Origin of the sequence: Streptomyces tanashiensis (assembly GCF_014648895.1) — a bacterium.
Taxonomy (GTDB): Bacteria; Actinomycetota; Actinomycetes; order Streptomycetales; family Streptomycetaceae; genus Streptomyces; species Streptomyces tanashiensis.
In genome coordinates, this window is record NZ_BMRZ01000004.1 from 277,041 (window position 1) to 290,575 (window position 13,535).

Here is a 13,535-nt window from a genome sequence, read left to right on the forward strand (position 1 = left end):
CCGAGACCCTGCCCGGCGGCCTCCGGCGGCCGCCGGGCGGCCCGCGAGCTCCGAGGGTGGACAGGTGGCGGCTCTTTATGGATACGCTGTATCCGTTAAATGGGTCCGACCGGAGTCCCCGGGATCGACGAGGAGCGGCAGACACGGACGGCACGGATACGGCGGTACTCGACGTCATCGTCATCGGCGCGGGCCCCGTGGGGCTCGCCCTCACGCTCGACCTGGCCCGACGGGGTCTCACGGTCCGGCTGGTGGAGCGGGAGGAACGGCGGTTCGAGGGCTCGCGCGCCAAAGGCATCCAGCCGCGCACGCTGGAAGTCCTCGACGACTTCGGCCTGGCCGACGCGGCCCTCGCGGCCGGCGGCGCCTACCCGCCGATGGGCCTGCACCTCGGCCCCTTCACCATGTCCTGGCGGATGCACGCCACCGCCCCGGACAGCGCCGGCACCCGCTACCCCGACGTCCTGCTCCTCCCGCAGTACGCCACCGCCACCCTCCTCCACGACGCCGTCGAACGCCTCGGCGCGCACGTCGAGTTCGGCGTCAGGGCCGAGGAGATCACCCAGGACGAGGAGACCTGCGCCGTACGCCTCGACGACGGCCGCCTCCTGACGGCCCGGTACGTCGTCGGCGCCGACGGCGGCACCGGCACCGTCCGCAAGGCGGCGGGCATCGCCTTCGAAGGCACCACCGACGAGACCGACCGGATGATCCTCGTCGACGCCGCCGTCGACGGCCTCTCCCGCGACCACTGGCACATCTGGCCCCGCACCGGCGGACGCGGCGTCGCGGCATGCCCGCTGCCCGGCGACGACGGCCGCTTCCAGATCATGATCAGAACGCGGCCCGGCGACCCCGTCGAAGCCGAAACCCTCACCGAGACCCGCCTCGCCGGACTCCTCCGCCGCCGGGCCGGCCGCTCCCTCACCCTCCGCGACATCAGCTGGACCTCGGTCTTCCGCCCCAACATCCGCCTCGCCGAGCGCTACCGCAACGGCCGTCTCCTGCTGTGCGGCGACGCCGCCCACGTCCACACCCCCGCCGGAGCACAGGGCCTCAACACCGGTGTCCAGGACGCGTACAACCTCGGCTGGAAACTCCAGCAGGTCCTCGCAGGCGCCGACACCGCACTCCTGGACAGCTACGAGCAGGAGCGGCGGCCGGTCGCCGCCCAGGTCCTCGGCCGCTCCACCGAACTCTACGAAGGACTGCGCCGCACCCGCCCCCGCCGCCTCACCAGGGGCCCCGGCGAACACCAGCTGGACATCTCCTACTCCGGCGGCCCGCTCGCCCCCACCGACGCGCCCCGCACCACGACCCTGCGCTGCGGAGACAGGGCCCCCGACGCCCCGCTGCCCCGGCCCACCACCACGGCGGCCAGGCTCTTCGACCTCTACCGGGGCCCGCACTTCACCGCCCTCGCCTTCGGGGCCCGCGCCGCCGCCGCCGCGCGCCGCCTTCCCCGGCCCGCCACCGGCGCCCCGCTGCGCCGCCACATCGCGCTGCCGCACACCACACCCCGTACACCCGGCGAAGAGGCCCTGCTCAGCGCGTACGGAATCACCGAGGACACGCTCCTGCTCATCCGCCCGGACGGCCACATCGGCCACATCGGCCACGGCACCCACGTCGACCCCGGCGCTCACCCGGCTCTGTTCCCGGCCTGACGCCGTCCGGGGACAGGCAGCTGCGGCGGGTACGGTGTCCACCGACCCGCCGCAAGGCGCCACAGCGAGAGAGAGCCCGACCCCATGGCCGCCACCCCGCCACCCCCCGGCAGCCCGGCCTGGTGGGCCGCACGCCCCGCGCCCCAGGCCGGACCCCGGCGCGGCCGGCCCTCGCTCGACACCGCGCTGATCGTCGCCACCGCACTGCGCCTGGTCGACGAGCACGGAGTCCAGGCGTTCTCCCTGCGGATGCTGGCCGAGGCGCTGCACTCCGGTACGGCCACGCTCTACCGTCACTTCGACGGCAAGGACGAGATCCTGGCGTACGTCGTCGACCGCGTCCTGGGCGAGGCCGACCTCGACGGCCTCGGCGACGCCGCCGCCGACTGGAGGGACGTCCTCACCGTCACCGCCCACCGGCTCCACGACACCCTGCGGCGCCACCCGCACACCCTGCCGCTGCTCATCGCCCAGGTGCCGGTCGGCCCCCACGGACTCGCCCAGCGCGAGCGCGTCCTGGCCGCCCTCCTGGCCCACGACCTGCCCGCGGACCTGGCCGCCCGGGCCTTCACCGCCGTCACGCACTACGTCATCGGCTTCACCGCCCAGCAGCACGGCCCGGGCGCCGCCCCCGAGAACGGCGCGGAGCTCGCCGCCTTCTACCGGGGGCTCGACCCCGCCTCGTACCCCGCCCTGTCCCGCACCGCGGCGACCCTCACCTCCGTGTCCCCGGACGAGGAGTTCGCCTTCGGTCTCACCCTTCTCGTCCTGGGCCTCGACCGGCTCCCCGGGGTGGCCGGCAGGGGGCCGGCCCCCGCCCGGGGCACGGGCGTCACGCCCGCGTGATCATCGGACGCGCGGTCCCGAGGGGGCCCCTCGGAGCGCCGAGGCCCCGGCGCCGTGCCGATCCCCACCACGGCTCGTTGATCACGCCATGAAGAACGTCACCACCCGGCGCCGCGCCCGCCTTCTCGCCTCGGTCGTGGCCGCCCTGCTGCTCGGCGCCGTCGGGGCACCGAGCACCTACGCGAGCCCCGACGCGCAGGACTGTCCGGCCGCGCAGATCTTCGCGACCGACAACACCGCGGTCATCACCGACCCCGAGGACCCCCGACTCGACACCCGCCTCACCCGATTCCGCCACGAGGTACGGCGGATCATCCGCGCTCACGGAGCGCGGCCGGGTCCCTCGGAGCTGCTCGACGGCGTCTTCTGGTCCGAGGAGCTGAAGCAGGCGACGTACGAGAGGTCCCGCGAGTTCGACGTCGAGCGGGTCGGCCGCGACGGGCTCCACCACATCGCCGGTGTCATCGCCAAGCAGTACCGCCAGGAAGCGGTGCTCACCTTCCGCTGCCTGCCGCGCATCTCGCCGGAGACGGACGCGGTCGAGATCGAGGTTCCCGGTGTCCGTGTGAGCGACGTGCGCGACGCACTCGTCGCGGACCCGGAGGCCCGCGACAAGCTGGGCGGCGGCTCCGTCGCTCTGGACGGCCGGCTCGTCCTCGTCGCCCCGGTCGACGACCTGCCGCTGGCCCGGAGGTTCACCACCTCCCTGGGCGCGGACTGGGACCAGGCACGGGTGCGGTACGGCGACCGGGAGTTCGTGAGCTGAACCGCTTCGGACCCGTGGCATACGATTCCGGTCATTTCCGGTCCGAAAGCGGGCGCCCCGCCTTGTCCTGGCGCGGGCTGATCAAGTAGCGTCCCCCGTCATGAACACCGGACCGGCGATTCGCCACGCACAGACGGGCCATCCGGTGGACGACTGATCGCTCGGCGGGTGCGCGACACGCACCCCGACGGTTCGGCACGCGGACCTCCCCAGTGCGGAAGCACTGTGAGTCCCTTCCCACGTGTCGAATCAACAGCGAGGTCATCCACATGGCAGTCACGTTCAACCACACCATCATCGCGTCCAAGAACCGCGACGCGTCAGCGCGCTTCTTCCGCGAGCTGCTGGAGATCCCCGAGGCGCCGTCCTGGGGTCCCTTCCTCAACATCCAGCTCGCCGACGGCGTCCTGCTCCAGTTCGCCGAACCCCCGGTGGACAGCATCCAGATGCAGCACTACGCGTTCCTGGTCGACGACGAGCTGTTCGACCGGGCGTACCAGCGCCTGTGCGAGGACGGCGTCGAGCACTGGGCCGACCCGCAGATGCGGCGCCCCGGTGAGACCAACACCGAACACGGCGGTCGCGGGGTCTACTTCAAGGACCCCTCCGGTCACGCGATCGAGCTGATCACCCGCCCGTACCTGTAGGCAGGGCGCGTGATCCGCGGCGACTGACCCGGGCCGTGCCTCCGAGGGCGTCGGAGGCACGGCCGCGGGGCCGTTCACATCGACACGGCCTCACGGCCGCTTCAGTCGTGTCGGCCGTGTCAGGCGTATCAGGCGTGTCAGGCGAGGAACTCCCCGTCACGGGCCACGACCACACCGCCGTGGACCACCATGTCCCGGCGCGGCATGTCGACGACGACCTGCGGCAGGCACTCGCCGCGCACCAGGACGAAGTCCGCGGGGGCGCCCGGCCTGAAGTCGGCGTGGGCGAGGCCCATGACGTCCGCGCCGCCGTGGGTCGCGACCCGGTAGCACTCGTTGAGCTCGTCGTCGAGACGCACGTCCGTCACCCAGCCGAGGATGTGCGCGCGGTGCATCATGTCGGCGTCGCCGAACGGGCTCCAGGAGTCCCGCACACCGTCGGAGCCCAGCCCGACCCGGACGCCGTGCTCACGCAGCCGGGCGATCGGCAGCACCAGGGAGTCGGACGGCGCGACGGTCGTGAGGGCGATGTCCTGCTCTCCCAAGTCGGTCGCGATGGAACCGAGTTCACGGTCCGTCAGGCCCGGCAGGCAGAAGACGTGGCTGACGGTCACCTTGCCCGCGAGAGAGAGGGCGCGGGTGCGCTCGACGATGCCGCGCATCGCCAGCATGCCCTTCTCGCCGCGGTCGTGGAGGTGGATGTCCACGCCGACGCCGTGCCGGTCCGCGATGCCGAAGACGACGTCGAGCTGCTCGTCGAGCGCCTGGTCGAAGCCGATCGGGTCGATGCCGCCGATCATGTCGATGACGCCCTCGCGCGCCGCCTTCTCCAGGAGCGCCGCCGTGCCGGGAGTACGGATGACACCGTGCTGCGGGAAGGCCACGATCTGGACGTCGAGGGCGTGGCGCAGCCGCTCGCGGGCCTCCGCCACGCCCTCCACACCGGCCAGGCCGTACGCCGGGGCCACGTCGGCGTGGGCGCGCATGCCGCGCGTGCCGCGGGCGACGGCGTGGCTCATCAGGCCGTAGGCCCGCTCGACGACCGGGCGGCGCTGACTGCGGAACAGCTCCACGTCCTGCGCCACGTAGTCGGCGATGGCGGAGGCCGGGCGCCGGGACACCCAGGAGCCGCCCCAGGTGGTCTTGTCGGGGTGGATGTGCGCGTCGACGAGGGACGGCAGGGCGATCCGGCCGCCGCCGTCGACGACCTTCGCGCCGTGCGGCGCGGGGCCGTCCGAGATCCGGCCGTCGACGACCACGAGGTCGGTGGGCGTCGCCGCGCCGAACGGACGCACGTTGCGGAACACGACGGTCTTCGCGCGACGCCCGGCCCGGGCGGAGGTGTCGGCGGCCGCCGCCGGGGCGACCGCCGCCTGGGCGGGGGCGGCCGTCGCGGCCGCCGTGGCGGTGGCACCGGCGAGGGCGGCGGCGCCGGCGAGCATGGTGCGGCGGGAGAGGGCGGAGGGGGTGGACGGGGAGGGGCGCATGGGAGCTCCTTGGGGGAGTGGACCGGCGGCGGGTCCCCGTTTTGTATACCAAATGACGGGAGGTCGACAAGGGTGCACACTTCGAGGTCGAGTGGCATGCAGCTCAATACTCCACCTGGAGGTTTCCTCGGTTCCAGTTTTGGTATACGAATATCTCCGGTGCTGTCCTCCTTCCTCCACGACCCCGCGGATATTCGCGTGCACCCGGCACGGCCCGATGGTGGAATCGGCCGATGGGACAAGCGATATCCATGACCGTCGACCGCGGGCAGTTCGAGGACGCGGTCACCCCCTGGGAGCAGGAGGCCTGGCGGACGGCCGCCCTCGGCTGGTCGGAGCGGGAGCTCGCCCGCCACGGCCTGGAGGAGACCGGGCCCCGTGAGGTCCGGGTCCGGCCCTGGTCGATCCTCGTGCGCTTCCGGACCGGTGCGGGGGAGCGGGACGCGGTCTGGTTCAAGGCGAGCGCCCCCGACGCCGCCTTCGAGGCCGCCCTCGGTGGCGCGCTCGCCGAGTGGGTGCCCGGTCACGTCGTGACGCCGCTCGCGGTCGACGCCGGGCGCGGATGGTCGCTTCTCCCCGACGGCGGGCCCCTGTTCCGGCACGTCCTCGACGCCGGGCGTGCCGGTCCGGAGGCCTGGGCGGAGGCGCTCGGCCAGTACGCGCGGATGCAGCGGGACCTGACCCCGTACACGGACCGGATGGCGGACCTCGGCGTGCCCGGCGGTCGCACCCGTCAGCTGCCGGAGATCTTCGACGGACTCGTCGAGGGCAACGGCACCCTGGACCCGGACGCCCGCCGGGCCCTCCGGGCGCAGCGCCCCAGGCTGCTCGACTGGTGCGGTGAGCTCGACGCGTACGGCATCCCGGACTCGCTCGACCACTGCGACCTGCACGACGCCCAGCTCCTCGCCCCCGCCGCCGGCCGTTTCACCTTCTTCGACTGGGGCGACGCCAATGTCGCCCACCCCTTCACCAGCCTGCTGGTCCCCGCCCGCGCCGTGCGGGAGCGGCACGGACCCGAGCATGTGCAACGGCTGCGCGACGCCTATCTGGACCCCTGGACCGACCTCGGTCCGTCCCTCCCGGACCTGCGCCGTGCCGCGGCCCTCGCCACCCGGCTCGCCGCCCTGGGGCGGGCGGTCTCCTGGTTCCGGCTCTTCCCCGGAACGCCGACCACGGGCTGCGCCGAGGCCAGTGCCCTCTGGGTGAACGAACTCTTCGCCGGTTCACCGGTGTTCTGACCCCGGCCGGGGTCCGGCGGACCGGCGCGCGCGGGCGGACGCGGCGGAGAAGGCGCGGGACTCGGCCGTCGCTCCGCCGAGTTCGGTCCTGCCTGTGGTACTGCCTTACGGAGACATCGTGTTGTTTGTCCCGTAATGCCGTGAAAGGTGCCGCCTGTGTCGCAGGAAGATCAGAGGCCGGAAGGCCGTCGAGCGGGCGCCGAGCGGGCGGGCCGGGAAGGCCTGCCGGTGACGGCGGACCTTCCCGGCCGCCCCGAGGAGCACCGCCACGCCCCCACCGACCGGATCGTGTTCGGTGTCACCGCCGTCCTCACCGTGGCCTTCGTCGTCTGGGGAGCCACGGCCACCGAGAGCCTGGAGGACGCCTCCACCTCCCTCCTCGACGGCCTCATCCGCAACGGCGGCTGGGCGTTCATGCTGGCCGCCTCCGGCTTCGTCGTCTTCGCGCTGTGGCTCGCCATCAGCCGCTACGGCCGGATCACCCTCGGCCAGGAGAGCGAGGGCCCCGAGTTCCGCACCGTGTCGTGGATCGCCATGATGTTCAGTGCCGGCATGGGCATCGGGCTGATGTTCTACGGCGTGAGCGAGCCGCTCGCCCACTACGGCACCCCGCCGCCCGGGACCCACCCCGTCGACTCGGCCGAGCGGATGCAGACCGCCATGGCCACCACGCTCTTCCACTGGACGCTCCACCCGTGGGCGATCTACGCCGTCGTCGGACTCGCCATCGCGTACTCGACGTTCCGGCGGCGGCGCCGCCAGACCATCAGCGCCGTCTTCGTCCCCCTGATGGGCGAGCGGCGGGCGTACGGAGGGCCCGGCCGTGTCATCGACATCCTCGCCATCTTCGCCACCCTCTTCGGCTCCGCCGCCTCCCTCGGCCTCGGCGCCCTCCAGATCGGCAGTGGCTTCGAGGAGCTGGGCTGGATGGAGAAGACCGGCACCGGTCTGCTCGTCGCCATCATCGCCGTCCTGACCGTGGCGTTCGTCCTGTCCGCCGTCTCCGGGGTGGAGAAGGGCATCCAGTGGCTCTCCAACATCAACATGGTGCTGGCCGCGGTGCTCGCCGTCTTCGTCTTCGTGGCGGGCCCGACCATCATCGTGCTCGACCTGCTGCCCACCTCCCTCGCCGCCTACTTCGGGGACCTGCCCCAGCTGGCCGGCCGCACCGAGGCCACCAGCGGCGACGACATCCACGACTGGCTGGGCAGCTGGACCGTCTTCTACTGGGCGTGGTGGATCTCCTGGACGCCCTTCGTGGGCATGTTCATCGCCCGTATCAGCCGAGGCCGGACCATCCGGCAGTTCGTCGGCGGGGTCATCCTGGTCCCCAGCACCGTCAGCCTCGTCTGGTTCGCCGTCTTCGGCGGGACGGCGATGAAGCTCAGCGAGCAGGGCGGGCTCGCGGGGGAGAGCACGCCCGAGGGGCAACTCTTCGGAGTCCTCCAGGAGTTCCCGCTGACCGGTGTCATGAGCCTGCTCGTGATGATCCTGGTCGGCATCTTCTTCGTCTCGGGCGCGGACGCCGCCTCCATCGTCATGGGCACGCTCTCGCAGCGCGGTGCCTTCGAACCCACCCGTCCCGTGGTGGTCTTCTGGGGCGTGGTGACCGGCGCGGTCGCCGCGATCATGCTGCTCATCGGCGACGGCCAGGGCGACGCGCTCGCCGGTCTGCAGAACCTCACCATCCTGGTGGCGGCGCCGTTCGTGCTCGTGATGATCGGGATGTGCGTGGCGCTCATGCGGGACCTGCGCAAGGACCCGCTCATCGTCCGGGGCGAGAGGGGGGAGGAGGCCGTCGAATTCGCCGTCATCGCGGGGCACGAGAAGTACGACGGGGACTTCGAGCTGAGGATCGGCCCCGGCTCGTCGGACCCGGACGCCCGCCCCTGACGCAACCGGGCGTCAGTCCTCGCTGGTGAAGCGGAGGCGGATCCACAGGGGCAGGGCGAACCAGCACACCAGGTACCAGGCGAGGACGCCGGCGACCAGCCAGGGCACGTACGAGTTGTCCGTGACCACCCGCAGCACCAGGAATAGGGCAGAGGTCAGGGTCGCCAGGAGCAGCACGAGACCGACCAGGGTCAGGCGCGAGGCCCAGACGACCGCCCGGGGTTTCATGTGGCGGCCCGACACGATCCGGTGGAAGGCGACGGGACCGATGAGCGCGCCCGTCGCCAGCGATCCGAGGACGACCGTGACGAGGTAGATCGTCCTGTCGGTCTGGTGGAGGGTCTGGAAGTGCGGGGTGAACGCCACGGTGAGGAGGAAGCCGAGGAGGACCTGCACGCCGGTCTGCGCCACGCGGATCTCCTGGATGAGCTCCGTCCAGCGCCGGTCGGCACGTTCCTCCTCGGTCTCGTTCCGGCCGTGCCGCAGCTCCTTCCGCGGCTTCCGGTCCGCCTCCATGGACGTCTCCCTTCCGCGGCCCGGTGGATCAGGCGCGGCCCGCGGCCTTCTGGCTCCGGCGGGACAGCGAGTCGACGACCACGGCGGCCAGCAGGACCGATCCGGTGATCATGAACTGGACGGCGTTGCTGACACCCATGATGTTCATGCCCGACTGGATCGACCCGATCACCAGCGCGCCGAGCAGCGCGGACCAGACCGAGCCGCGTCCGCCGAACAGGCTCGTACCGCCGATGACGGCGGCGGCGATGACGTTCATCAGCAGGTTGCCGCCGCCGGAGGTCTGGCTCGCGGACTGGATCTGCCCGGCCAGGAAGATGCCGCCGACCGCCGCCATGAACCCGCAGATCGAGAAGACGGACATCCGGACGAACGGCACGCTGATGCCCGCCCTGCGCGCGCCCTCGATGTTGCCGCCGACGGCGAAGATCCGCCGCCCGTACGTCGTACGGCGCAGCACGAAGTCCAGGATCACCAGCACGATCAGGAAGATGAGGAGCGCGAGCGGGAGCCCCTGGTACTGGTTGAGGATGTACGCCGTGACGAACGCGATCGCGGCGATGACGACCGTACGGAGCACGATCTCGGCGACCGGACGGTACGGCACCCGGGCCGTCCGGCGGCGCCGGGCGTCCAGGAGCGAGGCCGCGAGGAAGAGCCCGACCCCCACGGCCGCGGTCACATAGGCCGCGGCCGGACTGTGGAAGATCGTCGAGTAGAGCTTGGAGACGATGCTCTCGCTCGGGATGTTGACCGTGCCGCTGGTGCCCAGGACCTGGAGCATCAGGCCGTTCCAGGCGAGGTTGCCCGCCAGGGTGACCACGAACGCCGGCACGCCGACCTTCGCGAAGAAGAAGCCCTGGATGAGCCCGACGGCCGCTCCGCCCACGAGGGCGACGAGCAGCGCCAGCCATTGGTTCATGCCGTTCAGGACGTTGAGCACGGCGAAGATGGCGGCGCACAGGCCGCTGACGGAACCCACGGAGAGGTCGATCTCGCCGAGCAGCAGGACGAAGACGATCCCGACGGCGATCATGCCGGTGCCGACGATCTGCTGACTGAGGTCGGAGAGGTTCTGGGCCGACAGGAAGGTGCTGTCGAGGCTGCCGAACACCGTCCAGATGATGATCACGGCGACGACGACGGGCAGGGAACCCAGCTCTCCGCTGCGCAGCTTGCGGCGGAACTCCCCGAGGTATCCCCGGATGCCCTCCTCGCGGACGAGCAGCCGGGAGTCGACCGCCGGTACGGCGTCGGGCGCCGGTTCCTGGGCGGCGGAGTCGCCGGGGGCGCGGTCGCGTCTCATCGCTCCTCCTCCCGCTTGCGGGCCTGGCGGCGCGTGACGGCGCTGTCGGTGGCCCCGGTGATGGCCGAGATGATCTCCTCGGTGGTCGTGGAGCGCTTGTCGAAGAAGCCGTTGTTCCGGCCGAGGCGCATGACGGCGATCCGGTCGGCGACCGCCATCACGTCCACCATGTTGTGGCTGATCAGAATGGTGCCGAGACCGTGTTCGCGGAGCCGCTCGACGAGGTCGAGGACCTCGGCGGTCTGCTCCACGCCCAGGGCCGCGGTCGGCTCGTCCAGGATGACGACCTTCGGGTCGCCGATCAGGGAGCGGGCGATCGCGACGGTCTGGCGCTGGCCGCCGGAGAGGGAGGCGACCGGGATCCGCACGCTGGGGATCCTGATGGAGAGGGTGTTGAGCAGCTCGCGCGAGCGCTGTTCCATCCGGACCTCGTCGAGGACGCCGAGGCGGCGCAGTTCGCGGCCGAGGAAGAGATTGCCGACCACGTCGAGGTTGTCGCAGAGGGCGAGGTCCTGGTAGACGGTGGCGATGCCGAGGTTCTGGGCGTCGTGCGGCCGGTTGATGCTGACCGCCCGGCCCTCCCATTCGATGACGCCCTCGTCGGGCGGGTTCACCCCGGCGATCGACTTGACGGCGGTGGACTTGCCGGCGCCGTTGTCGCCGACGAGGGCGACGACCTCACCGGCGTGGACCTCCAGATCGAAGTCCTTCAACGCCTGGACCGCGCCGAACCGTTTGGAGATCCCCCGCAGTGTGAGCACGGCTGGCTCCGGCAAAGGAACCGCCTCCTCCGCTCGCGCGAACCGCTCCGCGGCTGTCCGGGACGGGCTGCTCGGGGCCGGTTATTCGAGACCGGCGTCCTTGCAGGCCGCCGCATAGGTCGGGGTGCAGATCTCCTGGACCGTGTAGAGCCCGTCCTTGACGACGGTGTCCTTGATGTTGTCCTTGTTCACCACGACCGGGTCGAGCAGCTGGGCCGCGACCTTGTGGTCGCTGCCGCTGGTGACGGTGGTGGGAATCAGGTCGGACGACAGCTTCTTGCCCTCCGCCAGGTCGACGGCCATCGTCGCGGCGATGTCGGCCTCCGGCTTGTACGGCTTCTCCACCGTGATGGTCTGCGTGCCGAGCAGGATCCGCTGGATCGCGTCGAGTTGGGCGTCCTGACCCGTCAGCGGCACGTTCATGCCGGCTGCCTTGAGGGCGGTGGCGATGCCGGCGGCCAGTCCGTCGTTGGCCGAGTAGACACCGACGATCTTGTCCTTGCCCAGGGCGCTGATGGCTCCGGACATCTGCTGGTTGGCGTTGTTCGGGTCCCAGTTGGGAGTGTCGTACTCCTTGCCGATCTTCACCTTGCCGTCGAGGACGGAGTGGGCGCCGGCCTTGAACTCGGCCGCGTTCGGGTCCGTCGGCGACCCGTTGTGCATCACGATCTCGCCGCTCTCGGCCTTGTCGCCGAGCGCGTCGAGGAGCGCCTTGCCCTGCAGTTCGCCCACCTTGTGGTTGTCGTACGAGACGTAGGCGTCGACGGGGCCCTGTGCGAGCCGGTCGTAGGCGACGACCTTGACGCCCGCGTCATGGGCCTTCTGCACGGAGGACTGGATGGACTTGGCGTCCACGGCATCGAGGATGAGGACCTTGTCGCCCTTGGCGAGAGCGGTGTTGACCTGCTGTTGCTGGGTGGTGGCGCTCTCGGCGGCGTTGTAGTAGTCGATCTGGGCGTCGGGCGCCAGTTCCTTGATCTTCTGCTCGATGTAGGGCCGGTCGAACTTCTCGTACCGCGTGGTCTTGCTCTCCGGCAGCAGCAGACCGATCTTGATGTCCCCCTGCTTCTCGCTCCCCGCGCCCAGGGCCGTCGCGCTCGTCGCCGCCACTCCCAGGGAGAGGGCCGCGGCTCCGGCCAGGGCGATCGCGCTCCGCAATGTACGGGTCATCGGAGGCTCCTTTCGTACGCCCCCTGTCCCTCACCTCGTGAGCGCGGGAACGAGGATGTACATATGGCCTATATATCGACATTAGCTGCAACCTGGGGACCGGCAAGCGGGTGAGCCCCCGGCGCCGCCCTCCTCGGCGGCGGTGCCGGGTGCGGCGGCGACTCCGCGAGGAAGTCACTCTCCGTGAGGGGGGTGTGGCGCGGGGAGAGGCTGGCGGGGCGCCGCGCGAGGTGGGACGATTTGTACGAAGCGACAACGGGCCCCCGCCGGCGTGTCCGCGCCCGGCGAGGTCCCCGGCGGACGAAGAAGGCGACATGCCTGCCATCACGGAAACCATCGACATCTCCCGCCGGCCCGAGGACGTCTTCTCCTACGTGACCGACCCGGCGCACCTGCCCGAGTGGCAGGAGAGCGCGGTCTCGGTCCGCAGGATCGGCGACGCCCCCTTCGCGGTCGGCTCGAAGGTCGCGGTCACACGGAGGCTCGGCAAGCGGGAGTTCACCGCGACCATGCAGGTCATCGAGCTGGAGCCGCCGAGGCACTGGCACGTGCACGGCATCGACGGCCCCGTGCGCGGTGATGTCCGGGGCACCATCGAGCCGCTCGACGACGGCGAGCGCTCCCGGCTGACGCTCTCCCTCGACTTCGAGGGCCACGGCATCGGCAAGGCGCTCGTCCCCCTCGTCGTCCGGCCGCACGTGCGGAAGGAGATGCCCAGGGACGAGATGACCCTCAAGGGCATCCTGGAGAGCGGCGTGGCCGGCTGACGCGGGACGGCGGAGGTCAGTCCGTGGAGACCGGGCGTTCGAAGAAGGTCTCCAGGGACACCGTCGCCTGCGTGCCGCTCACGCCCTCGATCGCGTACAACCGGCGCAGCACGTCCTGGAGTCGGACCGTGGTCGCGGTGCGCACCTTCAGCAGCACCGAGGCGCTGCCGGCGATGACGTGCGCCTCCTGGATCTCGGGGATCGCGGCGAACGCCGCCGCCGAGTCCCCGATCCAGGCGGACGAGTCGACCATGACGAAGGCGAGGACGTCCTGTCCGAGGGCGGCCGGGTCGACGTCCACGGTCGTGCGGCGGATGATGCCGCGCTCCCGCAGCTTCCGCACCCGCTCGTGCGCCGCACCCGCCGAGAGGCCGACCGCCTTGCCCAGTACCGTGTACGCCTGCGTGGCGTCCCGCTGGAGCTCTGCGAGCAGCGCCCGGTCGATGGCGTCCACGGTCCCCTCCGTCA

At 71.5% G+C, this 13,535-nt stretch carries 13 protein-coding genes; 7 read left to right on the forward strand and 6 right to left on the reverse strand.

Annotated features, from left to right (window positions below; all coding sequences use genetic code 11):
• Positions 1 to 77: 77 nt before the first annotated feature.
• From IE237_RS16970 to IE237_RS16985, 4 genes are all read left to right on the forward strand, one after another.
• Positions 78 to 1,667: an FAD-dependent oxidoreductase gene (locus IE237_RS16970; RefSeq protein WP_189802797.1), complete on the forward strand. Its 1,590-nt coding sequence runs from the start codon at positions 78 to 80 to the stop codon at positions 1,665 to 1,667.
• Positions 1,668 to 1,751: 84 nt separating this feature from the next.
• Positions 1,752 to 2,513: a TetR/AcrR family transcriptional regulator gene (locus tag IE237_RS16975; RefSeq protein ID WP_189802798.1), complete on the forward strand. Its 762-nt coding sequence runs from the start codon at positions 1,752 to 1,754 to the stop codon at positions 2,511 to 2,513.
• A gap of 88 nt (positions 2,514 to 2,601) precedes the next feature.
• The gene (locus IE237_RS16980; RefSeq protein ID WP_189802799.1) at positions 2,602 to 3,279 is read left to right on the forward strand and encodes a hypothetical protein; all 678 of its coding nucleotides are present in this window, start codon (positions 2,602 to 2,604) and stop codon (positions 3,277 to 3,279) included.
• Positions 3,280 to 3,548: 269 nt separating this feature from the next.
• On the forward strand, positions 3,549 to 3,926 hold the full coding sequence (locus IE237_RS16985) for a VOC family protein (protein WP_189802800.1): 378 nt from the start codon (positions 3,549 to 3,551) through the stop codon (positions 3,924 to 3,926).
• Positions 3,927 to 4,063: 137 nt separating this feature from the next.
• On the opposite strand, the gene IE237_RS16990 is transcribed toward IE237_RS16985, so the two are convergent.
• Positions 4,064 to 5,413, reverse strand: a complete 1,350-nt coding sequence (locus IE237_RS16990; RefSeq protein ID WP_189802801.1) for an amidohydrolase family protein — start codon at positions 5,411 to 5,413, stop codon at positions 4,064 to 4,066.
• A gap of 233 nt (positions 5,414 to 5,646) precedes the next feature.
• Between IE237_RS16990 and IE237_RS16995 the strand changes: the two genes are divergently transcribed.
• Both IE237_RS16995 and IE237_RS17000 read left to right on the forward strand, forming a co-directional pair.
• A complete protein-coding gene (locus tag IE237_RS16995; RefSeq protein WP_189802802.1) occupies positions 5,647 to 6,654 on the forward strand; it encodes an aminoglycoside phosphotransferase family protein in 1,008 nt (335 codons plus the stop codon).
• A gap of 156 nt (positions 6,655 to 6,810) precedes the next feature.
• Entirely contained in the window at positions 6,811 to 8,547 is a 1,737-nt protein-coding gene (locus IE237_RS17000; RefSeq protein ID WP_370468194.1) for a BCCT family transporter, read from the forward strand.
• Between the two features lie 12 nt (positions 8,548 to 8,559).
• On the opposite strand, the gene IE237_RS17005 is transcribed toward IE237_RS17000, so the two are convergent.
• The 4 genes from IE237_RS17005 to IE237_RS17020 form a co-directional block, all read right to left on the reverse strand.
• The gene (locus IE237_RS17005) at positions 8,560 to 9,063 is read right to left on the reverse strand and encodes a DUF6328 family protein (protein ID WP_189802803.1); all 504 of its coding nucleotides are present in this window, start codon (positions 9,061 to 9,063) and stop codon (positions 8,560 to 8,562) included.
• Positions 9,064 to 9,091: 28 nt separating this feature from the next.
• Positions 9,092 to 10,369 (reverse strand): sugar ABC transporter permease, encoded by a 1,278-nt coding sequence (locus tag IE237_RS17010; protein ID WP_189802804.1) that lies wholly within the window; start codon positions 10,367 to 10,369, stop codon positions 9,092 to 9,094.
• Complete coding sequence (locus IE237_RS17015; protein WP_189802805.1) at positions 10,366 to 11,130, reverse strand: ATP-binding cassette domain-containing protein; 765 nt, start codon at positions 11,128 to 11,130, stop codon at positions 10,366 to 10,368. The genes IE237_RS17010 and IE237_RS17015 overlap by 4 nt, the downstream gene beginning before the upstream one ends.
• A gap of 81 nt (positions 11,131 to 11,211) precedes the next feature.
• Positions 11,212 to 12,300, reverse strand: coding sequence for a substrate-binding domain-containing protein (locus IE237_RS17020; protein ID WP_189802806.1), 1,089 nt, complete (start codon positions 12,298 to 12,300; stop codon positions 11,212 to 11,214).
• 314 nt (positions 12,301 to 12,614) lie between these two features.
• On the opposite strand from IE237_RS17020, the gene IE237_RS17025 reads away from it, so the two are divergent.
• Complete coding sequence (locus tag IE237_RS17025; protein WP_189802807.1) at positions 12,615 to 13,067, forward strand: SRPBCC family protein; 453 nt, start codon at positions 12,615 to 12,617, stop codon at positions 13,065 to 13,067.
• A 16-nt stretch (positions 13,068 to 13,083) separates the two neighbouring features.
• Here IE237_RS17025 and IE237_RS17030 read toward each other — a convergent pair whose 3' ends face one another.
• Positions 13,084 to 13,521, reverse strand: a complete 438-nt coding sequence (locus tag IE237_RS17030) for an Lrp/AsnC family transcriptional regulator (protein WP_189802982.1) — start codon at positions 13,519 to 13,521, stop codon at positions 13,084 to 13,086.
• Between the last annotated feature and the right edge of the window lie 14 nt (positions 13,522 to 13,535).

Excerpts from the sequence above, each read along its gene's own strand:
- IE237_RS16990 (WP_189802801.1), bottom strand. The coding sequence starts at position 5,413 with ATGCGCCCCTCCCCGTCCACCCCCTCCGCCCTCTCCCGCCGCACCATG.
- IE237_RS17005 (WP_189802803.1), bottom strand. The coding sequence starts at position 9,063 with ATGGAGGCGGACCGGAAGCCGCGGAAGGAGCTGCGGCACGGCCGGAAC.
- IE237_RS17020 (WP_189802806.1), bottom strand. The coding sequence starts at position 12,300 with ATGACCCGTACATTGCGGAGCGCGATCGCCCTGGCCGGAGCCGCGGCC.
- IE237_RS17025 (WP_189802807.1), top strand. The coding sequence starts at position 12,615 with ATGCCTGCCATCACGGAAACCATCGACATCTCCCGCCGGCCCGAGGAC.
- IE237_RS16980 (WP_189802799.1), top strand. The coding sequence starts at position 2,602 with ATGAAGAACGTCACCACCCGGCGCCGCGCCCGCCTTCTCGCCTCGGTC.
- IE237_RS16995 (WP_189802802.1), top strand. The coding sequence starts at position 5,647 with ATGGGACAAGCGATATCCATGACCGTCGACCGCGGGCAGTTCGAGGAC.
- IE237_RS16970 (WP_189802797.1), top strand. The coding sequence starts at position 78 with ATGGATACGCTGTATCCGTTAAATGGGTCCGACCGGAGTCCCCGGGAT.
- IE237_RS16985 (WP_189802800.1), top strand. The coding sequence starts at position 3,549 with ATGGCAGTCACGTTCAACCACACCATCATCGCGTCCAAGAACCGCGAC.
- IE237_RS16975 (WP_189802798.1), top strand. The coding sequence starts at position 1,752 with ATGGCCGCCACCCCGCCACCCCCCGGCAGCCCGGCCTGGTGGGCCGCA.
- IE237_RS17010 (WP_189802804.1), bottom strand. The coding sequence starts at position 10,369 with ATGAGACGCGACCGCGCCCCCGGCGACTCCGCCGCCCAGGAACCGGCG.